This is a genomic window from Pseudomonas sp. NFACC14, assembly GCF_900106885.1.
GTDB lineage: Bacteria > Pseudomonadota > Gammaproteobacteria > Pseudomonadales > Pseudomonadaceae > Aquipseudomonas > Aquipseudomonas fluorescens_AA.
The window spans coordinates 733,160-755,490 of record NZ_FNOA01000001.1 but is presented as its reverse complement, the minus strand read 5'-3'; the positions used below and the strand labels follow the sequence as shown (position 1 = coordinate 755,490).

Here is a 22,331-nt window from a genome sequence, read left to right as displayed (position 1 = left end):
TAGTACGTGACCTGTTCCGGTTGCTTCGCGGACAATCGCGTCCTTGTCCCGTATCCGCAGGCTCATGCCGGCACGGCAACCATCAGGAGATGAAATGACAGAGGAGCGCGTCGAGCATTTGCTCGCCGAGGTGCACGACGAGTTCGGCATGATCCGCGTATTCGAAGTGGCCGATTACCGGTTTCTGGAGTTTGGCGACGCCATCGAGCAAAGCTGTGTGTTCACAGCGGATCCGAGCTGGCTCGAATATGACTACACCCGTGCCATGCTCATCGGTGCGTTGTGTCACGAGCAGCCGGAAAGCGCGCTGTTCCTGGGGCTGGGTGCCGGTACGCTGACCCAGGCCTGCCTCAAGTTCCTGCCGCTGGAAGACGTCGAGGCCATCGAGCTGCGTCCCGACGTGCCGCGCCTGGCCATCGAATACCTGGGGCTGGACGACGATCCGCGACTGTACATCCGCGTTGGCGATGCCTTGCAATTGCTTGAAACGGCGGAGCCGGCGGACCTGATTTTCGTCGACCTCTATACCGATGTCGGCCCAGGCGTCGGGCATCTTGCCTGGGGGTTCCTGGAAAACTGCCAGAAACGCCTCAACCCGGGCGGCTGGCTGGTGATCAACCAATGGGCCACCGACGATGGCAAGCCATTGGGCGCGGCGCTCTTGCGCGGTTTGTACCACCGGCATTATTGGGAACTGCCGGTGAAGGAGGGCAATGTAATCCTGATTGTGCCGGCGGACCTCGATCAGGAGCTGGACATGCAAGGACTGGTCGCCAGGGCCGAAGGGCTGGCGCCGCGGCTGGGCTATTCGTTGCAGTCATTGATCAAGGCCATTCGCCCGGCGACATGACACAAACCCAGGGCACGACGAAGATCCTGTGGCAAGGGGATTTATCCCCGTCGGGCTGCGAAGCGGCCCCCCCGACTTATCTGAGACATTTGCGAATGACTGAACCTCGATAGGGCTGCTGCGCAGCCCAGCGGGGATAAATCCCTTCGCCACAATGAAGTTTGTGTCGTCTGGAGGTGAACCGTTTTAGCTGGCTGCCCCAAGGCCTTCTGACGGCGAGCCCCATAACGGGGTTTGGCAATAAAAAAAGCTCCCTTTTCGGGCGAATTCCGGTATAGTGCGCGCCGGCCTTTAGCCGGGCCGCGTCAAGGTAGCGCAATTCTCCGAAGTCAGCTTCGGTTGCATGTCCGCACAACGGATGCTTCCGCGACGTTCTTTTTCCATTCATTCGTTTTCGCAAATCCCCGCCGACAAAGCAGCCAGGGCGACTCTTGAGTCTCAACACGGCATGCGCAGCTTTGGAGCATGGGTCTTTGCGGATGCACTTAGAGGCAGACCCATGACCCAGGAAACCGGCGGCTTCGCCGCTTTTAATCTCAACCCGAACATTCTTGCCGCCGTCACCGCGACCGGCTACGAAGAACCTTCGGCGATTCAGCAGCAATCGATCCCGATCATCATGGCCGGCCACGACATGATTGGCCAGGCGCAAACCGGTACGGGTAAAACCGCTGCGTTCGCCCTGCCGATCCTGCATCGCATCGATCCTGCCAAGCGCGAACCGCAAGCCCTGATCCTGGCGCCAACCCGTGAGTTGGCGCTGCAAGTAGCCACCGCTTTCGAAACCTACTCCAAGCAAATGCCTGGCGTTACTGTTGTGGCCGTTTACGGCGGCGCCCCGATGGGCCCACAACTGAAAGCCATCCGTAATGGCGCGCAGATCGTTGTCGCCACTCCGGGGCGTCTGTGCGACCACCTGCGTCGTGACGAAAAAGTCCTGGCTACCGTGAACCACCTGGTTCTCGACGAAGCCGACGAGATGCTCAAGCTGGGCTTCATGGATGACCTGGAAGTCATCTTCAAGGCTCTGCCAGCGACCCGCCAGACTGTCTTGTTCTCGGCCACCCTGCCGCAATCGATCCGTGCCATTGCCGAGCGCCACCTGCGCGATCCGCAACACGTGAAGATCCAGACCAAGACTCAGACCGTCACCGCGATCGAACAAGCTCACCTGCTGGTTCACGCCGACCAGAAGACTTCCGCCGTTCTCAGCTTGCTGGAAGTGGAAGACTTCGACGCCCTGATCATGTTCGTGCGCACCAAGCAAGCGACCCTGGACCTGGCCAGCGCCCTGGAAGCCAAAGGCTACAAAGCCGCCGCGCTGAACGGTGACATTGCCCAGAACCAGCGTGAGCGCGTGATCGACTCCCTCAAGGATGGCCGCCTGGACATCGTTGTGGCGACCGACGTCGCTGCCCGTGGCCTGGACGTTCCGCGCATCACCCACGTGTTCAACGTGGACATGCCGTACGATCCGGAATCCTACGTTCACCGTATCGGCCGTACCGGCCGTGCCGGTCGCGAAGGCCGCGCGCTGCTGCTGGTCACTCCCCGTGAGCGCCGCATGCTGCAAGTGATCGAGCGTGTGACTGGCCAGAAGGTGGCTGAAGTTCGCCTGCCGGACGCCCAGGCCGTTCTCGATGCCCGCATCAAGAAACTGACCAACAGCCTGTCGCCCCTGGTGGCTGACGCCGAATCGACCCACGGTGATCTGCTCGATCGCCTGACCGCCGATATCGGTTGCACCCCACGTGCCCTGGCCGCGGCACTGCTGCGCAAGGCCACCAATGGCCAGGCGCTGAACCTGGCTGCGATCGAGAAGGAACGTCCCCTGGTGCCGAACAATGCACCGCGTGGCGATCGTCCCGAGCGCACCGGTGATCGTCCGGACCGTGGTGATCGCGAGCGTCGTGCACCGATCCCGCTGGCCGAAGGTCGTGCGCGCTGCCGTACTGCGCTGGGTGCCCGTGACGGCATCGCCGCCAAGAACCTGCTGGGTGCCATCCTCAACGAAGGCGGCCTGGCCCGCGAAGCGATCGGCCGCATCCAGGTGCGTGACAGCTTCAGCCTGGTCGAGCTGCCGGAAGATGGTCTGGAGAAGTTGCTGACCAAGCTCAAAGACACCCGCGTCGCTGGCAAGCAGCTCAAGCTGCGTCGCTATCGCGAGGATTGATCGGCTCTTGGGCTGATTGATCGAACATGAAAAATCCCCGACTGGTTCGGGGATTTTTTTTGCCTGTTGTTTGGTGTGTCTTCAGGGGAGTGGGTGGAGGCCAATCGCGAGCAAGCTCGCTCCCACATTGGGCTTGCGGCGTTCACAAAACCCTGTGGGAGCGGGCTTGTTCGCGATTGAAGCGACGCGGTCCATCGGTCAATCGAACCGATAAATGTCCATCCCTAGCGTCCCCATCGTGAACCCCGCATGGGCAACACTGAATGTCCCGCCGGCACCTCGGGCAAAATACAGTGGCAACAAATGTTCGTCGCTGGGGTGGCTGCGCACGGCGTTGGGTGCCTGGCGACGGTAATCGTGCAGCGCGGGCTCGTCGTCGGCCGCCAGTTGCTCGACCATCCAATCACGAAAGGCCTTGGCCCAGGGTTCGATGCTGTCAGGGCCGGCGTTCCAGTCCAGGTCGCGCAGGTTATGGGTGATGCTGCCGGAGCCGATCAGCAAGACACCCTCTTGGCGCAGGCTCGCGAGGGCCTGGCCGACCTGTGTCTGCAACACCGGTCCCTGGTGGCTGGGCAGGGAAACCTGCACCACCGGAATATCGGCCTCGGGGTACATCAACGACAACGGCACCCAGACGCCATGGTCTGACGGCCGTTGAGGGTCGAGGCGGGCCGGCAGGTGCGCGGCGTTGAGCATGTTCGCTACTTGCGTCGCCAGTCGCGGATCGCCAGGTGCGGGGTACTGCACCTCATACAGCGCCGGTGGAAAGCCGCCGAAGTCATGCCAGGTGCGCGGCTGTGGATTGGCGCTGACCAGCAGTTCGTCGCTTTCCCAGTGGGCGGACACGATGACGATGGCCTTGGGCTTGGGCAACTGACCGGCCAGGCGAGCCAGTGCCGGGCCACTGGCGCCGGGTTCCAGGGCGAGCATCGGTGAGCCATGGGAGATAAACAGGCTGGGCAGCATGGACGGACTCCTGAGCGTTAAGATGGGCTCATCTTCCGTCAGGTCTATGATCTAAATCTAATATAAGTTTTAGCGCGTTTTGATCGATTTTTTGGAGCGAATCATGGAGCCCGAGTTTTGGCACAAGCGCTGGTCATCGAACCAGATCGGTTTTCATTTGCCGGAGGTGAACCCCTACCTGCAACATTTCTGGCCGCAACTGGGGGTGGAGCGGGGTAGTCGAGTGCTGGTGCCGTTGTGTGGCAAAAGCCTGGATCTGCTGTGGCTTGCCCATCAGGGGTATTCGGTGTTGGGCGTGGAATTGTCGGAAAAAGCCGCCACCGATTTTTTCCTTGAGCATCAGCTTGAGCCGAGCGTGAGCGAGGAGGGCGTATTCAAGGTCTTTCGTGCGGCTGATGTCGAGATTCGCTGCGGTGATTTCTTTGCCCTGGATCGGGAGGATGTGGCCGATTGCACGGCGTTGTACGACCGCGCGGCGCTGATCGCCTTGCCAGCGCCGATGCGGGAGCGGTACGCGGCTCATCTGCAGAGGATCTTGCCCAACAGCGTCGGGTTGTTGATTACCCTGGATTACAACCAGGATGAAATGCCTGGCCCGCCTTTCTCCGTGGGAAACGATGAGGTGCAGCGGCTGCTGGGGGATGCCTGGCGGCTGGAGATCCTGCAGGAGCAGGATGTGCTGGGGGAAAGCTGGAAGTTCTTGCAGGCGGGTGTGACGCGGCTGGATGAACGGGTGTATCGGATTTCCAGTCGTTGATGCTGTGCGTCTATGCTGGCGCCATCGCGAGCAGGCTCGCTCCCACAGTTGATCGGCAGTGAATAAAGAGTCTGCGTCCACCGAAGATTCCTGTGGGAGCGAGCTTGCTCGCGATGGGGCCAGCCTAGTCGCCCCATGGACTCCAGGATAAAAAAAGCCCGCATTGCTGCGGGCTTTTTTACAAGGCTTAGCGGTTAGCCGCGACGACGCAGTGCGTCGATACGCTCTTCCAGCGGCGGGTGGCTCATGAACATGCGTGCCAGGCCCTGCTTGATGCCACCGTTGATGCCAAAGGCATTCAGGGTATCGGGCATGTGCACCGGCAGGCCTTGCTCGGCGCGCAGGCGTTGCAGGGCGCCGATCATGGCGCCGGTACCGGCCAGGCGTGCACCGGCGTCGTCGGCGCGGAACTCGCGTTTGCGCGAGAACCACATGACGATGGCGCTGGCGAGGATGCCCAGTACCAGCTCGGCGAAGATCGTCGCCACGTAGTAGGCGATACCCTGGCCTTCTTCGTTCTTGAAGATCACCTTGTCGACGAAATTGCCGATGATCCGGGCGAAGAACATCACGAAGGTGTTCACCACACCCTGGATCAACGCCAGGGTCACCATGTCGCCGTTGGCGACGTGGCCGATCTCGTGGGCCAGCACGGCCTTGACTTCATCGGGCGAGAACCGTTCGAGCAGGCCCTGGCTGACGGCGACCAGGGCGTCGTTCTTGTTCCAGCCGGTGGCGAAGGCGTTGGCCTCGTAGGCCGGGAAGATACCGACCTCCGGCATCTTGATACCGGCTTCGCGGGACAACTGCTCGACGGTCTGCAGCAGCCATTGTTCGTGACGCGTGCGCGGCTGGCTGATGATCTGGGTACCGGTGCTCATCTTCGCCATCCATTTGGAGATGAACAGCGAGAACAGGGAACCGGCGAAACCGAACACCGCACAGAAGATCAGCAGCTGATTGAGGTTGAGGTCAACCCCATTGGCCGCCATGAACCCGTTGAAGCCAAAGAGGCTCAGGGTGATGCTGGCAATCAGCACGACCGCCAGGTTAGTGGCCAAGAACAGCAGGATGCGCATCATGGTTGTGAAAATCTCCTCATGCTAAAGATGTAGCGTTATGCGGGGTATATAAGGTGCTGCCGCAGGCTATTCAACTCGCCGACTATTTCAAACTGTGTCCTACAGGTGTCCTAAATGTTTGAAAGACTTTTCTGAAAGTGACCAGGGAAAAGAAATGCGCTGCCTGCCCCCCGTGAACGTTGAGCCCAGATGCATGGTGACCGTCCAATTCCCAGTGTAGAAGGCCCGACGGAGTCGGCGGAACGGATATGTTGCTGAATCAAACAGCGTGCGAGGTGAGGGCGCCTCGCACGCTGCCCGGCTTACTGACGGTAGGACTTGAGGAAGTTGCCGATCCGGCCAATGGCCTGATCGAGGTCATCGACCCGCGGCAGGGTCACGACGCGGAAGTGGTCCGGCCATGGCCAGTTGAACGCGGTACCCTGGACCACCAGCAGCTTCTCGGACAGCAGCAGGTCGAGGACGAACTTTTCATCGTTGTGGATCGGGCAGACCTTCGGGTCGATCCGTGGGAAGGCATACAGCGCGCCCATCGGCTTGACGCAACTGACGCCGGGAATGTCGTTGAGCAATTCCCAGGTGCGATTGCGCTGTTCCAGCAGTCGGCCCTGGGGCAGAACCAGGTCGTTGATGCTCTGGTAACCGCCCAGCGCCGTCTGGATCGCATGCTGGCTCGGCACGTTGGCACACAGGCGCATATTGGCCAGCATGTCGATGCCTTCGATGTAGCTCTGGGCATGGTGCTTGGGTCCGGAGATGGCGATCCAGCCGGAGCGGAAACCGGCGACTCGATAGGACTTGGACAGGCCGTTGAAGGTCAGGCACAGCAGGTCCGGCGCCAGGGAAGCGGTGCACACGTGCACGGCGTCGTCGTAGAGGATCTTGTCGTAGATCTCGTCGGAGAACACCACCAGGTTATGCTGGCGGGCCAGTTCCAGCATGCCCAGCAATACTTCCCGGGAATACACGGCGCCGGTCGGGTTGTTCGGGTTGATGATCACCAGTGCCTTGGTATTGGGCGTGATCTTGGCCTTGATGTCCGCCAGGTCGGGAAACCAGTTGGCCTGTTCGTCGCACAGGTAATGCACCGGGTTGCCGCCGGACAGGCTCACCGCGGCGGTCCACAGCGGATAGTCCGGTGCCGGTACCAGCACTTCGTCGCCGTTGTTGAGCAGGGCCTGCATGGACATCACGATCAACTCGGACACGCCATTGCCCAGGTAGATGTCCTCGATGCCGATCCCTTCGACCTGCTTCTGCTGGTAATACTGCATCACGGCCTTGCGCGCACTGAACAGGCCCTTGGAGTCACTGTAGCCCTGGGCGGTCGGCAGGTTGCGGATGACGTCCTGGAGAATTTCATCGGGCGCTTCGAAACCAAAGGGGGCCGGGTTGCCGATGTTCAGCTTGAGGATGCGATGACCTTCCTCTTCCAGGCGCTTGGCGTGCTTGAGCACTGGGCCGCGAATGTCGTAGCAGACGTTGGCGAGCTTGTTCGATTTGCTGACCTGCATGGCGATGTGTTCCCGAAAATGAACGATCCAGGCGGCGTATGAACTACCGTAACTGGGAATCCTGCGTCTGTGCCCAGGCCTGACGCGGTATAGGCGCCACAATCCGTTTGAATGCGCATGACGTGACTGCCAGACTGGCGTCTGACGAGGCGCAATCATACGTGCCGCCCGATCTGCGGAAAAGCGTCGGATCGGGCTTTTTCAATTGCCGAGGTAGAACGATGGAAAAGTTGGAAAAAACCCTTGATGAATGGCGTGCCATGCTCGACCCGGAGCAGTACAACGTCTGTCGGTTGAAGGGCACCGAGCGGCCATTCTCCGGCAAATACAACGCCACCAAGACCGACGGTGTGTATCACTGCATCTGCTGCAACGAACCGTTGTTCGATTCACAGACCAAATTCGATTCGGGCTGTGGCTGGCCGAGTTTCTACGCGCCGATCGAAGGCCGCGCGGTGATGGAGGTGCGGGACGTCAGCCACGGCATGATTCGCACCGAGGTGGTCTGCGCCAAATGCGATGCCCACCTGGGCCACGTCTTCCCCGATGGCCCGCCGCCCACGGGGTTGCGGTACTGCATCAACTCGGTGTGCCTGGATCTCGTGCCCCGCGATTAAATTGGCCGCCGCTCTTGTGGCGAGGGGATTTATCCCCGCTGGGCTGCGCAGCAGCCCCAAGAACGGTAACTTCGGTGTCTCAGGTTGATCGCATTCTGCCTTTTGGGGTCGCTGCGCAACCCAGCGGGGATAAATCCCCTCGCCACAGGTCTGTTCGGTTGGAGCATCATCGATGCCCATACCGATCTCCATAATTAAATTGCACACAATTCAATTGATCGCTATCTTCAGCCTCCAACCTTTAACCGGAGCCTTGCCATGAGCGACAACCTGCTGAGCATCCCGTGCACCACCATCAAGGGTGAGCAAAAGACCCTCGCCGATTTCGCCGGCAAGGCCGTGCTGGTGGTCAACACGGCCAGCAAGTGTGGGTTCACCCCGCAATACAAGGGACTTGAGGCGTTGTGGCAGACCTACAAGGACCAGGGCCTGGTGGTGCTGGGCTTTCCCTGCAATCAGTTCGGCAAGCAGGAGCCGGGCAATGAAGGGGCGATCACCGAGTTCTGCGAGCTGAACTTCGGCGTGAGCTTTCCGCTGTTCAAGAAAATCGAAGTCAACGGCGCCAACGCCCATCCGCTGTTCGTCCAGCTTAAACAGCGTGCACCCGGCGTGCTGGGGTCCAAAGGCATCAAGTGGAATTTCACCAAGTTCCTGATCGGCAAGGACGGTCAAGTGGTCAAGCGGTTTGCCCCGACCACCAAGCCCCAGGACCTGACCGGCGAGATCGAAGCGCTGCTCAAATGAATGACCTGTCAGCCGATTCGCTGAAGCTCGACAGCCAGTTGTGCTTCAAGCTGTACGCCGCTTCACGCGCGGTGATTCGTGGCTACAAGCCGATGCTCGATCAGCTTGGCCTGACCTATCCGCAATACCTGGCAATGCTGGTGTTGTGGGAATGGCAGGACACGGCGCCGCCACAGCCGACGGTCAAGGCCCTGGGTGAACGTTTGCTGTTGGATTCCGGCACACTGACGCCGCTGCTCAAGCGCCTGGAACAGTTGGACCTGGTCCAACGCCAGCGTTCGGCCCGGGACGAGCGGGAGGTACACTTGAGCCTGTCGGCTGCGGGGCGGGCTTTGCGCGAACAGGTCGGCCCGCTCAAGGCGCGCCTGTTATGCGACAGCGGGGTCGATCTGGACCGCCTGGGCGCGTTGCGAGACGGTCTCGATCATCTGCTGGGCCAGATCAAAGCGCTGACGTAGTGCGCACCCACTGGTCCAGCACGGCTGCCAGCTCTTCGCGGCGGAACGGCTTGGACAGGTAATCGTTCATGCCAGAGGCCCGGCAGCGCTCGCGTTCTTCGGGCATCGCGTTGGCCGTCAGCGCAACGATCGGCAGGTCCGACCAACGCCCGCTGCGGCGAATCTGCCGGCTGGCTTCGTAACCGTCCATCACCGGCATGTTGCAGTCCATCAACACCAGGTCGAACACCCGCTGTTCCAGTTGATCCAGGGCTTCGACGCCATGGGCCGCGACGGTGACCTCGCAGCCCAGTTTCACCAGCATGCCCTTGGCCACCAGTTGGTTGACCGGATTGTCTTCCACCAGCAGCACCCGTCCACGCTTGGACGGCGTCGGGGTTTCGATCTGTGCGTCGTTGATGGTGGTCGCCTCGCTTTGCATGGCGCGCCGCACAATCTGGTACAGCGCATGGCGCGCCAGCGGTCGAGCCTGTTGTATCAGCGGGGCGAGGGCGGCGGCCTCTTCGCCGGGCATGAAACTGCCATAGGCGGTCACCAGCAGGATCGGTGCGTCAAAGGTCGGCCGCAGGTTGAACAGGCATTCCGGACAGTCGGTGATCAGCACGTCAGGCTTGAGTCCCAGCAGCCCGTCATCGATGGAGCGCTGCACATAATCCAGGCCCCAGCCCGGCAACAACATGCCCAGCAATTCGGCCAGGCCGCTGCTGCTGGCGGTGATGGCGACGACGTTGCCGCGCAACGGTTCGATAGGCGTGGCAGGCAGATGGCAGGGCAGGGGCAGGTCTGCGCAGAACTGGCTGCCGAAGCCGGCTTCGGAACTGATCGTCAATCGGCCCTGCATGGCTTCGCAGAGGTTGTAGGTCAGTGCCAGGCCCAACCCGGTGCCGCCAAACTGACGGGTAATACCGGCGCCGGCCTGGGTGAACGGCTGCAGGATTCTCGCCTGGGCTTCCTGGGGAATGCCGATACCGGTGTCGCAGACTTCGATTCGCACGCCGCCTTCGTAATGGCTCAACTTCACGTCGACCCGGCCAAAACGTGTGAACTTCAGAGCGTTGGACAGCAGGTTGCTGACGATCTGGCGTACCCGGGTCGGGTCGCCGAGTACCTGCGCCGGAAACCGGGGATCGATCAGGCAGGCCAGCTCGACACTGGGGGCCGCGTTCTGGGAAAGCAGGTTGGCGGTATCCTCCACCAGGGCGCCGAGGTCGAACGGGATGCGTTCGAGCTCCAGTTGCCCGGCGTCGAATTTCGACAGGTCGAGGATGTCGTTGAGCAACTCGACCAAGACCTTGCCCGAGTCATGGGCGATCGAGAGCTGCTGCTGTTGCTCGGCCGTCAGGGGACCGTCCAGGGACAGGGCGATCATTCCCAGCAGGCCGTTGAGTGGCGTGCGGATCTCGTGGCTCATGTTGGCGAGGAACACGGAGCGGGCTTCGGCCATATCCAGGGCCGTGCGCCTGGCCACCTCCAGCTCTTCGTTGGACTGACTGAGGCGGGCGTTGATGGCCTTGAGTTCGGCGGTGCGTGCCGAGACGATGTTTTCCAGTTGCGCCAGGTATTCGGTGAGGCGATTTTCGGCGGTGCGCCGCTGTTGGATTTCCATGGAGATATTTTCGAACTGCTGGTTGGCGACGGACACCAGCACGCCGATTTCATCGGACTGGTGGCCGGAAGGGCATTCCAGGCGGTTCTGTTCGTTGCTGCTTGGGTCGCGGCTGCTCAGTTCGCGGATGACCCGCACCAGGGGCTTGGTCAGCATCACGTAGAACAGTGCCAGCAACAGGCCGGTCAGGATCAGGCTGCGGGCGAAGCCGTTGAGCAAGGTGACCTCGGCGCGGCGCAGGAAACGACTGCCGAACGCATAGGTGTCGACGTCCAGTCGCAGCAGGCCCAGGGATTCGCCGGGCAAATGGTCCAGGTAGAGCCGGTCCTCGAACTGGCGCTGGGCACCGAACAGGAAGTCGCTGATGAACCGGTAGCTGCTTTGCAGCTCGGGCCGCTTGACGCTGGCCAGCACGGTATTGTTGTTGTCGAGCAGCTCGGCGCCGACGATGGCCGGTGAGCGCAACAGGCCCATGGCCAGTTCCTGGGCGAGTTCGGCGTCGATGTTGTAGGCGATGCGCGAGGCCGGGTTGTGGCTGATTTCCAGCAGCGACAGGATTTCACGGTTGATCGACGCGTCTTCGCTGGCATAATCGATGCCGATCTGCATCAGGCTGAGCAAAGTGCCCAACACGAAGCCCACGAGGACAGTCAGGCGGGCCTGCTTGTAGGAAAGCCGTTGGGTGAATCTGATGTCCATTGAGTGATGAACCACTTACGTTTCCCTTCGCCGGTCAAGCATAGCTGATCATCTCTGAATTCCGGTGCGGCCGGTGTGTATTGTGTGAAGTAGACCCGCCATTGGATAAGGCGTTTCGTTGTTGGAGCGCCATCATTACTGTGAACCTGTCCGAGGAAAAGACGTGGACTCGCGATTGAATGCTTTTCTTGAGCGTGCCGATGCGGTGCTGGCCCGGATCGAGCCTTTGCTGCCGGCGCCCCGGCCCGCCATCGATTGGACCCAGACCCTGGCCGCCCGCTGGCAGCGTGATGGGCGCAGTGGCTACCTGTTGCCACTGCAGGTCAGTCTCGACATGCGCTTGTCGGACCTGATCGGCGTGGATCGCCAGGTCGAACAGTTGGGCCGCAACACCCGGCAGTTCATCGATGGCATGCCCGCCAACCATGCCTTGCTCTGGGGCTCGCGTGGCACCGGCAAGTCGTCCCTGGTGCGCGCCCTGCTGGCCGAACATGCCCCGCATGGCCTGCGGTTGATCGAGATCGAACGCGATCACCTGGCCGATCTGCCCCGGGTGGTCGAGCAGGTCGCGAAACTGCCGCAGCGCTTCGTGTTGTTCTGCGATGACTTGTCGTTCGAGTCCGGCGAAGGCGATTACCGCGTGCTCAAGAGTGTGTTGGATGGCTCCTTGGAGCAGGCACCGGACAACGTGCTGCTGTATGCCACCTCCAACCGTCGCCACCTGGTGCCGGAAAAGGAGAGCGACAACGAGAATTGGAAACGGGTCGACGGCGAACTTCACCCCAGCGAAGCGGTGGAGGACAAGATCGCCTTGTCCGACCGCTTCGGCTTGTGGCTGTCGTTTTATCCGTTTACCCAGGAGCATTTCCTCAACGTCGTGGAGCACTGGATCGGCGAACTGGCGGCCAAGGCCGGGCTGGCCTGGCAGCGCGACGAAGCGCTGGATGTGCTGGCGGTACGTTGGGCAACCGGTCGCGGCAACCGCAACGGACGTTGCGCTTATCAGTTTGCCCGTTATTGGGTAGGCCTGAAATTGTTGGAGCACAAGGCATGATCGATTTGAAGGGCAGCGGTGTTGGTCTCGATGGCTACGACTTGTTATCGGCACAGTTGGAATCCTTGCTGGCCGATGAGCGTGACTTCATCGCCAACGCCGCGCAGTTCTCGGCCTTCCTGTCCAGTCAGTTGGACGACCTGAACTGGGCCGGCTTCTACCTCAATCGCAACGAAGAGCTGGTCCTGGGGCCGTTCCAGGGCCAGATCGCCTGTGTGCGGATTCCCTTTGGCCGTGGCGTGTGTGGCACGGCGGCAGCGACCCGGCAGACCCAGCGCGTCGAAGATGTCCATGCCTTCGCCGGGCACATCGCCTGCGACAGCGCGTCGAACAGTGAATTGGTGGTGCCGCTGGTCAAGGACGGGCGCCTGATCGGCGTGCTTGACCTGGACAGTCCGAAACTGGCGCGTTTTACCGAGCATGATCAAGCCGGCATTGAAGCATTGGCTGCGATATTCCTGCGCCTGACGGATTGCTGACTCGCTTTCCGTAGGAGCTGTCGAGCGAAGCGAGGCTGCGATCTTTCCCCAGACAATTGAGCCTCGAGTGAATAACCAACAGATCAAAAGATCGCAGGCTTCGCCAGCTCCTACGGGGATAGCATTCATGCCTTCAACCCGGCCTTGACCAGCAGGCTGTCGGGGTCGACCTCATCGATCTGGCGCGGGTCGAGGAACTGCTCGGCGTAGCTCAGGTAGATCTTTTCTTCGATGAACAGCCAGAACAGCTCGGGATCGATATGGGCATCACGGCACATGGTGGCCATGATGCCCAGGGCCTCGCTCAGCGTCTTGGCTTTCTTGTAGGGGCGGTCGGCCGCGGTCAGTGCTTCGAAAATGTCGGCGATGGCCATCATCCGTGCCGGCAGGCTCATCTCCTCGCGCTTGAGGCGCTTGGGGTAACCGCTGCCGTCCATTTTCTCGTGATGGCCGCCGGCGATCTCCGCCACGTTGTTCAGGTGGCTGGGGAAGGGCAACTGACTGAGCATCAGGATCGTCTGCACCATGTGATGATTGATGACGTAGCGTTCCTCGCGCGTCAGCGTGCCTCGCGTGATGCTCAGGTTGTAGAGCTCGCCGCGGTTGTATTTCCAGGCCGGCACATCGAGCTGGAAGCCCCACGGGTTGTCCGCCGGGATCAGTTCGGCCGCGTGGCGCTCGAACAGGTGTTCGGGCTTGTCCGCCAACAGCGGCTCGGTGACCGGCAGTGTCGGCCTGGGCGTGCGGGCCTGGCGCCGGTTTTCTTCCCAGGAAACCCCCAGGCGATCATCGAGGGTCCGGGTCCACGGGCGTTGCGCGATGTGTCGCAGGCGTTGCAGATCGGCCTCGGCCATGGCTTCGGAGCCCAGGTTGCAGCGGGCGACGAACGCAAAGTCGTCATCCAGTGCCGTCAATGTCGCATCACGCTGTCGTGCCAGGGATGACGACTCGCCGCCGTTTGCCACGGCCTGCCAGTAATCGACCCAGGCGTCGCGCTTGAGTACTTCGAAACGGGTGCGTATCTCGTGGATCCGGTCGTTCAGGGTTTCCAGCTTGGTGGCTTTGTCGACGACGTACTCGGGGGTGGTGACCTTGCCGCAATCGTGCAGCCAGGCGGCGATGTGCAGGGCTTCCCATTCATCCTCCGTGGGTCGGTAGGCGCTGAACGCCGGGGCCTGGCTGGCAGCGGCGGCCTGGGCGAGCATCAGGGTCAGGACCGGGACCCGCTGGCAATGGCCGCCGGTGTAGGGGCTCTTGGCATCGATCGCGCCGGCCAGCAGTTGGATGAAGGCGTCCAGCAGTTGCTTTTGCTTGGCTTGCAGGCGCTGACCCTCGATGCTCACGGTGGCGGCGCCGGACACGGCTTGCAGGAAGGCGATGCGGTCGGGCTGGAGTTTTTCCAGGTCGGCTTCGGTGCCGCTGTCGGTGATCAGCAATACCAATACGCCGACGGTTTCCTGGTGGCGGTTGCGCAGGCGGATGCCGATCAGGTGGACCCGAGGCGAGTCCAGTGCCTGCAGGATGCCTTGCAGGTCCGCCGCCTGCTCGAAGCCCAGGGAGGTCACGAGATTGTCCGAGACGGCCAGTTGCTGGAGCCATTGCGGGCTGTCGCCCGCCTGCAACTCATGACTGCGCAGCTTGAAGGCGTCGAGGTCCCTGGGGGTTCCATCGATCACCAGCCCATGGGGCTTGAGTCGGTTTTCGTCGTTCTCGCGCAGGTAGATCAGGCCGGCCTGGGCCTGGCCGATTTTCACGGTTTCGAACAACACCCGCTCCAGCAACGGGGCGAAGCGGGTTTCGGCGCGCAGGCTGGCGGTGATTTCAAAGAAACTTGCCAGGGTCTCTTTCATGCGTGCCATCGAGACGCTCAACTGATCGACCTCCAGCACCGGGGAGCGACGGGACACCGGGTAGTTGAAGTCAAAGCTGCGAATGGCGTCGGCTTCCCGCACCAGTTCGCGCAATGGCTTGACCAGGATCCTGGACGTCAGCCAGCCCAGGGGCAGGCACAGCAACAGGGTGGCAAGGGTGATGAGCGCGCCTTGCCAACGCATGCGATAAGCGTTGTCCAGCAGCTCGTCCTCAGGCACCAGCAACGCCAGTTCCAGGCCTTGGGGCCCGCCTTCCTGCATGTGGCTGCGCGAAACGATCCATTGGCGCCCGGCCGCTTCCAGGCGGGTCGTGTCAGTGTTGTCGTCGAGGACGGCGGCGATGGCCGGGCTGAGGTCGCGGGCCTTGATCAGGCGCGCCGACTGGGCGTCGGCGAGCAGCCGGTCGCTGTCGGGATAACCCACCGCGTTGCCGTTGGGGTCGAGCAATACGATCTCGGTGCCGGTGGTCACCTTGTGCTTGGCCAGCGTCTGGGACAGGGCCGCCAGGGTCAGGTCGGCGCCGATGACCGCCTGCTCGCCGCTGCGCCGGGCGAGGGTGGTGCCGACGTTGTGCGTGGAGAAGAAAACGTACGGCTCGGTGGTGATCTGCTCGGCGCTGCCGGCGGCGCTGCGAAACCAGCCGCGGCTGCGCGGATCGTAGGTTTCGTCGGCCATGTCCCGGCGATCGATGAGTGTCAGGGTCTCGTCGTAGAACAGCGACTGGGAATGGACCGGGCCTTGCTCGCTGGCCCGCTCGACGGTCCAGACTTGATAGGCCGCCTCGGCGGGGGCCCGCAGGGCGGTTTTCAGGGCCGGGGTGCGCAATGGCCGGACCATCAGGAAATTGCCGCGCTGATCGCCCAGGTACAACGACGCCAGGTTCGGGTTGTCCCGCAACGCCTGGCTGAAGGGCACGAGCAGGGCCATGCGTTGCGCCATCTGCGGCGTGCGTGTCGCCGGGTAGTCGGCCAGCAGGCTCAGCAGGTGGCGGATGGGTTCGTAGGTGTCATACAAGTCCAGGCGCACCTCCTGTTCAATGCGGTTGAACAGTTTTTCACTGCTGGACAGGATGATTTGCGTGGTTTGCCGGTAGTTGAAAATACCCAGCACCACCCCGGTCAACAACAGAAGCAGGGTAAACATCACGCTGATGTGGACATGCAGGGGGAAGCGGCGTTTGTCCGGACGCGGTGCGCTGGGCATTGCAGTCACTCCAAGTGTCAGGGGGGCTCGATGGGTGTTCCCGCGTGCAAGGGAAACCGATCGAGAACCCCCCAGGTACGCACTGCTGAGCGAACAGCATAGTAAACGCTGGATTATTTTGCCTTGGCGATCTCCGTTTCCAGAGCCCGCTCCAGTTCGGTCATGGCGCGGTCGAGGGCGTCGATGCAGGCGCTGATTCGTTCAGGAGCCTGTGCCAGATGACACGCCTGCTCCAGCGCCTCGCACCGCTGGATCAGCGTGCTCGCCTGGACGATGCGGGCGACGCCTTTTATCTTGTGCGCCGTTTCGGTGAGCGCCTGTCGGTTCGCGCCTTGGGCGACGTCGAGCAACTCCTGGCGGTCCGCGCGGCTGCTGCTGAGTAACTCCGCCAACAGGCGCCGGTTGGACGAAGGGTCGCCGCCGGTCAACGCCTGGAGACTGTGCACGCTGAAAGCCGCTGGGTGACCGACGGGTTTGACCGTCTTGATCCACTGGCTCAAGGCGCTCAGGCTGATGGGTTTGAACAGGCAGTCATCCATTCCGGCGTCCAGGCAGCGTTGTTTTTCCTCCGGTTGAGCATTGGCGGTGAACCCCAGGAGGGTGCAGGGCGGGCGTCGCTGTTCGGACTCATCGCGACGAATCGAGCGGGCCAGTTCGTAACCGCTCATGATGGGCATGTTGCAATCGGCAATGACCAGGTCGAAATGGCCTTTGCGCCAGACCTCCAGCCCGTGGGCGCCATCGTGGGCGACCTGGTAGTGATGGCCGAGGTATTCCAATTGCTGGGACATCAGCAGGCGATTGGCGGGATGATCGTCCACGATCAGGACGTTCAAGGCGGTCCGCGCCGTTTCGATGACCGGTTCGAGTGGAACGTCAACCGGCGCCGTCGCCAGGACGGTCAGTTGCAGACGGACCTGGACCTGGGTGCCGACGCCGGGTTGGCTGCTCATGTGCAGGTCGCCGCCCATCATCCGGCACAGGTTGCGACTGATCACCAGCCCTAGTCCCGCGCCTTTGCGGGCCATTCGGCTGGTGTTATCGACCTGGGCAAACGGCTCGAACAAGCGTTGCAGGTCTGCCGGGCCGATGCCGATGCCGCTGTCGTTGACCTCCAGATGCATGTGCAGGACGTCGTCCCGCTCGGTTGGCGATAGCCGGACCTTGACCACGACCTGGCCCTGCTCGGTAAATTTGAGGGCATTGCTGATCAGGTTCGACAGCACCTGCTTGAATCGCAAGGGGTCTATCAACACGTCAGGGTTGCCCTCGGCCGCATCGAACCGCAGCGACAATGCCAGGTTCTTCTGTCGGGCCACGCCCTCGAAGACCCGTATGACCGATTGCAGCAGGGTCCTGAGATTGACGCGTTCGGGAGCCAGGCTCAGATGGCCGGATTCGATACGGGCGATGTCCAGGATATCGCCGATCAGTTCGAGCATGCCGGAGGCCGATTCGTAGGCGACTTCGATGGTCGAGCGGTCCACGTGGCCCTTGTCGGCGTGTTTCAGGGCCAACTCGAGCATGCCGATCACCGCGTTCATCGGGGTGCGGATTTCATGGCTCATGGTGGCCAGGAACGTGCTTTTGGCGCGGTTCGCGTCATCGGCTCGTTGCTTGGATGCGCGCAGTTCCTCGAACAGCTGCCGTCGTTCACTGATGTCGATCCAACCGCCGATGATGCCTTGCACTTGCGCGGCGGAGTTTCGGTAGGGAAGGATCCAGTGATAGATCGTCAGCTTCCGGTCACCGATGTGCAGGGGACGGTCCACGATCAGGGCAGTACCTTCGGCCATGACGCGCTGGTAGTCCGCCTGGTACTCCTGCGCTTCGAAGGCGTTGCTCATGGAACCTGGCATCAAGTCCTTGCCAATGACGTCTTCGCGCCTGGCGTTGAACGCTTCCAGGTAACTGTCGTTGCAGCTCTGCAGGATGCCGTTGCGATCCCTCACGTAGATGGGGTGGGGGGTGCCATTGAGCAGCGCATGCATGAATTCGAGTTGATCGTTGAGGGCCAGTTCCGCTCGTTGACGTTGCCTGATCTGGCGCTGCATGTAGGCGTTCCACGCCAGGGAAAGCAGCAGTAACAGGCCGACGCCCGCGACGATTTGGAAGAACAGGCGGTTATAAGTGCGCCAGGTATGTTCCGAGGGCGAGACGTAACCGCGCCAGCGGTTGTTGATGATGCCCAGTTCGTCGGGGTCGATGCTGATCAGGGCCTTGTCGAGGATGGCGTTCAACTCGCTGGCGTGTTTGGCCGTGGCCAGCGCGAACAGCGCCTGTTGGGTGCCCACCGTGCTGCTGATCTGCAACCTGTCCCGCCACGCATGGGAGGAGATGAAGTAGTTGGCCATCACCTGCGAGTTCACGCTGCCGTCGACCTGGCCATGGGCGAGCATTTCCACGGCGCGCAAGGGGCCGTCCGTTTCGATGATCCGGATGCTCGGGTACTGGCTGCGTAGCCATTCAATGAGCGGATTGCCCGTGGCGATCGCCAGGCTGGCGTGGCCGAACTGATCGAGCGTGGTGGGCGTGTCGGACGACTTGCGGGTCAGCAGGACGAACGCACTGTCGACGTAGGGGCGGCTGAATTTCAACTGGCGTTGCCGTTCACTGCTGGGCAACAGCGCGGCAATCATGTCGGCTTGATCGTTCAGGACCGCGGCAATCATTTCACTGTCGTTCTGGCGGCGTTGGATGTCCAGGCGCAGGCCGGTGCGTAGCCGGATCAGCTCCAGCAGGTCGGCGCTGATGCCTCGAAAATCGCCGTCCGGATCGAAGAAGGTGAAGGGGGCCGAGGTTTCGTTCACCACCACCCTGACCACCGGATGCCTGGCCAGCCAGCGTTGCTCGCGGTCGGTCAGTTGTACACGGTGGTCCGCGAGGTACAGGTCGCTGCCTGCACTCCAGCGCTTGGCAATCGCCGTCTGTTCGGCGATGGGGACTTGGTTCAGCGTCGCGTTGATGACCTCCAGCAAGCGGGTATCGCCACGGCGTACGGCGAAACCGAATCCATAGGATTCATGTTTGCCGAAGCTGGCCATGCGGATATTGCTCAAGTAGCCCTTGCTGATCATGTAGTGGGTGGACAGGGTATCGCCGAGAAATACATCGGCCTGGCCAAAGGCGACGGCGTTGATGGCGTTCTGGTAGGACGGGTAGGTGGTGATGATTGCCTTGGGGTAGAGTTTTTCAATTTCCCGCAGCGGCAGGTAGTGATAGACCATGCTCAGCCGCAAACCCTCCAGGTCTTCATTCAGGGATCGGCTTTCATTCGTTCGGGTGACGAGAACGGGTTGGTCCACTGCGTACGGCGTCGAAAGGGCAATGTCGGGGTCGCGGGCCTCGAAACCGTTGGCGGTGCCAAGCATGTCGATCTGCCCGTCCTTGAGCGCCGCCATGGCTGCCTCACGGGAGGCGAAACGCAGGACTCTCATGGGCAAGCCGGTGGACTTGGCGAGGATGTCGGCATAGTCGGCGGTCAGGCCTTCGTAGTCGCGTCCGCTGGCGGAGAGATCGAAGGGCGGGTAATCCGGTGCGGAAGTGCCCAGGACCAGTTCCTGCCGGCTTCTTAGCCAGGCGCGGTGAACATCATCGAGCTTGATCTCGGCCTGAGCCATGGACGAGCGCCCCAGCAGCGTGTATTGCCCGGGCGCATCCGGTGTCGCCGCGAGCACTCCTGTATATAACACTGCGCTGATCAGCAGGAGACATTCGGTTATGCGTCTGAGCATCCTGTCTTCTCACACCAGCGCGTTGCGCTTCGCCATTTCAATCAGCTCGACCAAGGACTTGACCTTGAGTTTCTGCATCAGGCGTTTTTTATAAGTACTGACGGTTTTATTGCTGAGAAACATCCCCTTGGCTATTTCCTTGTTGGTTCGGCCCTGGGCAAAAAGTTGCAGTACCATCAGTTCCCGATCATTGACGCTTTTGAACAGGTCCAGCTCTATACTGCGTGGATCATCCGGGCGTACCGGGTTCAGCGCCTGGCTGGGGAAATAGTTATAGCCGGACAATACCGCTTTGATCGCGCTGACAAGTTCGCTGAGGTCTTCCTGTTTGCAAACGTAGCCGGAGGCACCGGATTGCATGCATCGGATACCGAAGAGCGTCGGCGACTGTGCCGTGAGCACCAGTGTCTTGAGCGGCGTGGTCATGGCGTTGAAGCGTGACAGAATTTCCAGCCCGTCAAGTTTGGGGATGCTGATGTCCAGGATAACCAGGTCTGGCATGCATTCGCGCACCATTTGCATCGCGTCGACGCCGTTGTCAGTTTCTCCTACGACCTTATAGCCCTCATGTTCCAGGAGCATGCGAACGGCGAGGCGGATGACCGGATGATCGTCGACAATGAAAACGGAGTTCATGAATAAATTACCCTGCGAACTTGAATAAAGCGCGCACCTTAGCCCACTTACAGCCAGGGTCGTACGAAGAGACGGGCATGCAACTTCAATTTCAGAAGTTTCCTACAAAAAAAGAGGCAAGATATTACGATGCAATGGGTTTTTTAGTAGGTGGATGACAATAAGAGGGAGGAAGAGTTAGCCGTGTGTGAAGGGATATTTCTTTGATTGCGTTGTTTGTGCAAACAAAGGAAACGTTTTAATCGAGGTTGGTGTGAGCCATACATTTATTTATCTACTTCAAACTCCTTGTGGGGTGGCGCTACAAAATCCACATGCACCGCCAGTCCCCGGTGGGAGCGAGGTGGCTGCACGATCCATGTCCACCGCACCCTGTGGGGGCGAGCTTGCTCGCGATGGCGGTGGATCTGTGCGCATCGATGCTGGATGTGCCTGCGTCATCGCGAGCAAGCTCGCTCCCACATTTTTTCGAGGTGCTGCAAAGGGGGGCCTTTTATTGGCGCGTGCGGCCTGTCATCTCCTGGGCCATTTCGCTGGCGTAGCTGTCGGTCATGCCAGCGATGAAGTCGATCATTCGCAGGAACGCGCCATGCAAAGGGCCATTGGGATCCGGCGCATTGTTCCCCAGCAGGTCGAGAATGCGGCGATTCTTGAACGAAGGCGTGCGGCCGCCGTGCTGTTCGAGGGCTGCGCCGCAAAAGCCGTTGAGCAGGATTTCCAGCGTGGTGTAGGCGCCGATTTCATGCAGGGTCTTGCGCTTGTCCTGGAAGATTTTCCGGCGCGCCATGTCCTTGGCATTCAACACGCAGCGTTTGGCCGGGCCGTGCATATGTTCCACCAGGTCCCCTGGCAGCGTGCCGGCAAGCAACGCTTCCTGCTGCTCGACAAACGCCCGGGCGGCGGCGTTGGTCAGGTGTTCGATGGCCTTGCCTCGCAGGATCGCCAGTTTGCGCCGCCGCGAGTCCAGCGGCCCCAGTTGCCGGTAGGTGTCCGGAAGATCGTCGCCCACCAGGTCCAGGAGCAGCGATTCCACCTGTGGGTATTCCAGAAGATCCATCTCCACGCCGTCTTCAAGGTCGATCAGCGCGTAGCAGATGTCATCGGCGGCCTCCATCAGGTACACCAGTGGATGCCGTGCCCAACGTTGATCCTCGATCTGTGGCAAACCGAGCTTGTGGGCAATCTGCTCCAGCAGTGGCAGTTCGCTCTGGTAGCAACCGAACTTGTGCTTCTTGTAGCCCAGGGAATCGGCGTGGCGGGCGGTCCAGGGGTATTTCAGATACGTACCGAGGGTGGCATAGGTCAGCCGGGTTCCGCCGTCGAACTGATGGTATTCAAGCTGGGTGAGGACGCGGAAGCCTTGGGCGTTGCCTTCGAAATTGAGGAAGTCGTTGCGCTCGGCCTCGCTCATCGCATCAAGCCAACCCCGCCCGGCTGCCTGCTGGAACCAATAGCGAATGGCGTCCTCGCCGGAATGACCGAACGGCGGGTTGCCAATGTCGTGGGCCAGGCAAGCCGATTGCACCACCATGCCCAGGTCGCTGGGCTCGCACCAGTCGGGCAGGGCATTGCGGATGGTTTCTCCCACGCGCATGCCCAGGGAGCGCCCGACGCAACTGACTTCCAGGGAATGAGTCAGGCGCGTGTGGATGTGGTCGTTGCTGGAAACCGGATGCACTTGCGTCTTGCGCCCCAGGCGGCGGAAGGCACCGGAAAAGATGATGCGGTCGTGGTCCTTGTGGAAGGGACTACGGCCCAGTTCCTGCGGGCTGTGCAGCGGTTTTCCGAGACGTTCGCGAGTCAGCAGGGTATGCCAATCCAAGGCCGGTTGCTCCGTTCGATGATGTCGATGCCCTAGCTTCCCGGTTCGTGGGTCGCCCTGCAAGGC

At 61.3% G+C, this 22,331-nt stretch carries 16 protein-coding genes; 8 read left to right on the top strand and 8 right to left on the bottom strand.

Going from position 1 to position 22,331, the window contains the following annotated elements:
- The first annotated feature begins 94 nt into the window (after nt 1-94).
- Both BLU85_RS03530 and BLU85_RS03520 read left to right on the top strand, forming a co-directional pair.
- The gene (locus BLU85_RS03530) at nt 95-850 is read left to right on the top strand and encodes a spermidine synthase (protein WP_092166839.1); all 756 of its coding nucleotides are present in this window, start codon (nt 95-97) and stop codon (nt 848-850) included.
- A gap of 499 nt (nt 851-1,349) precedes the next feature.
- The gene (locus BLU85_RS03520; protein ID WP_014337279.1) at nt 1,350-3,023 is read left to right on the top strand and encodes a DEAD/DEAH box helicase; all 1,674 of its coding nucleotides are present in this window, start codon (nt 1,350-1,352) and stop codon (nt 3,021-3,023) included.
- A gap of 198 nt (nt 3,024-3,221) precedes the next feature.
- Here the strand turns inward: BLU85_RS03520 and BLU85_RS03515 are convergent, their stop codons facing one another.
- Entirely contained in the window at nt 3,222-3,989 is a 768-nt protein-coding gene (locus BLU85_RS03515) for a DODA-type extradiol aromatic ring-opening family dioxygenase (RefSeq protein WP_092197612.1), read from the bottom strand.
- Between the two features lie 103 nt (nt 3,990-4,092).
- On the opposite strand from BLU85_RS03515, the gene BLU85_RS03510 reads away from it, so the two are divergent.
- Nucleotides 4,093-4,746: a thiopurine S-methyltransferase gene (locus tag BLU85_RS03510; protein WP_092197610.1), complete on the top strand. Its 654-nt coding sequence runs from the start codon at nt 4,093-4,095 to the stop codon at nt 4,744-4,746.
- A 194-nt stretch (nt 4,747-4,940) separates the two neighbouring features.
- Here BLU85_RS03510 and htpX read toward each other — a convergent pair whose 3' ends face one another.
- Together htpX and BLU85_RS03500 are read right to left on the bottom strand one after the other, a co-directional pair.
- The gene (gene htpX / locus BLU85_RS03505; protein ID WP_092197608.1) at nt 4,941-5,828 is read right to left on the bottom strand and encodes a protease HtpX; all 888 of its coding nucleotides are present in this window, start codon (nt 5,826-5,828) and stop codon (nt 4,941-4,943) included.
- A gap of 302 nt (nt 5,829-6,130) precedes the next feature.
- Nucleotides 6,131-7,342, bottom strand: coding sequence for a pyridoxal phosphate-dependent aminotransferase (locus BLU85_RS03500; RefSeq protein WP_018603142.1), 1,212 nt, complete (start codon nt 7,340-7,342; stop codon nt 6,131-6,133).
- A gap of 221 nt (nt 7,343-7,563) precedes the next feature.
- Here BLU85_RS03500 and msrB point away from each other — a divergent pair, with 221 nt between their 5' ends.
- The 3 genes from msrB to BLU85_RS03485 all read left to right on the top strand — a co-directional run bounded on the left by msrB (nt 7,564) and on the right by BLU85_RS03485 (nt 9,161).
- Nucleotides 7,564-7,959 (top strand): peptide-methionine (R)-S-oxide reductase MsrB, encoded by a 396-nt coding sequence (gene msrB / locus BLU85_RS03495; RefSeq protein ID WP_092197606.1) that lies wholly within the window; start codon nt 7,564-7,566, stop codon nt 7,957-7,959.
- Nucleotides 7,960-8,217: 258 nt separating this feature from the next.
- Complete coding sequence (locus BLU85_RS03490; protein ID WP_092197604.1) at nt 8,218-8,703, top strand: glutathione peroxidase; 486 nt, start codon at nt 8,218-8,220, stop codon at nt 8,701-8,703.
- Nucleotides 8,700-9,161, top strand: coding sequence for a MarR family winged helix-turn-helix transcriptional regulator (locus tag BLU85_RS03485; RefSeq protein WP_072408019.1), 462 nt, complete (start codon nt 8,700-8,702; stop codon nt 9,159-9,161). The genes BLU85_RS03490 and BLU85_RS03485 overlap by 4 nt, the downstream gene beginning before the upstream one ends.
- Here BLU85_RS03485 and BLU85_RS03480 read toward each other — a convergent pair.
- A complete protein-coding gene (locus BLU85_RS03480) occupies nt 9,145-11,466 on the bottom strand; it encodes a hybrid sensor histidine kinase/response regulator (protein ID WP_092197602.1) in 2,322 nt (773 codons plus the stop codon). The genes BLU85_RS03485 and BLU85_RS03480 overlap by 17 nt on opposite strands.
- Before the next feature lie 163 nt (nt 11,467-11,629).
- Between BLU85_RS03480 and BLU85_RS03475 the strand changes: the two genes are divergently transcribed.
- Both BLU85_RS03475 and BLU85_RS03470 read left to right on the top strand, forming a co-directional pair.
- The gene (locus BLU85_RS03475) at nt 11,630-12,520 is read left to right on the top strand and encodes an ATP-binding protein (protein ID WP_058543216.1); all 891 of its coding nucleotides are present in this window, start codon (nt 11,630-11,632) and stop codon (nt 12,518-12,520) included.
- Nucleotides 12,517-12,999 (top strand): GAF domain-containing protein, encoded by a 483-nt coding sequence (locus BLU85_RS03470; RefSeq protein WP_060738531.1) that lies wholly within the window; start codon nt 12,517-12,519, stop codon nt 12,997-12,999. Before BLU85_RS03475 ends, BLU85_RS03470 begins: the two co-directional genes overlap by 4 nt.
- A gap of 125 nt (nt 13,000-13,124) precedes the next feature.
- On the opposite strand, the gene BLU85_RS03465 is transcribed toward BLU85_RS03470, so the two are convergent.
- The 4 genes from BLU85_RS03465 to BLU85_RS03450 form a co-directional block, all read right to left on the bottom strand.
- A complete protein-coding gene (locus BLU85_RS03465) occupies nt 13,125-16,073 on the bottom strand; it encodes an HD domain-containing phosphohydrolase (protein WP_092197600.1) in 2,949 nt (982 codons plus the stop codon).
- Between the two features lie 113 nt (nt 16,074-16,186).
- Complete coding sequence (locus tag BLU85_RS03460; RefSeq protein ID WP_092197598.1) at nt 16,187-19,807, bottom strand: transporter substrate-binding domain-containing protein; 3,621 nt, start codon at nt 19,805-19,807, stop codon at nt 16,187-16,189.
- A gap of 9 nt (nt 19,808-19,816) precedes the next feature.
- The gene (locus BLU85_RS03455; protein WP_014337291.1) at nt 19,817-20,443 is read right to left on the bottom strand and encodes a response regulator transcription factor; all 627 of its coding nucleotides are present in this window, start codon (nt 20,441-20,443) and stop codon (nt 19,817-19,819) included.
- A gap of 493 nt (nt 20,444-20,936) precedes the next feature.
- Complete coding sequence (locus BLU85_RS03450) at nt 20,937-22,265, bottom strand: deoxyguanosinetriphosphate triphosphohydrolase (RefSeq protein ID WP_053183171.1); 1,329 nt, start codon at nt 22,263-22,265, stop codon at nt 20,937-20,939.
- Between the last annotated feature and the right edge of the window lie 66 nt (nt 22,266-22,331).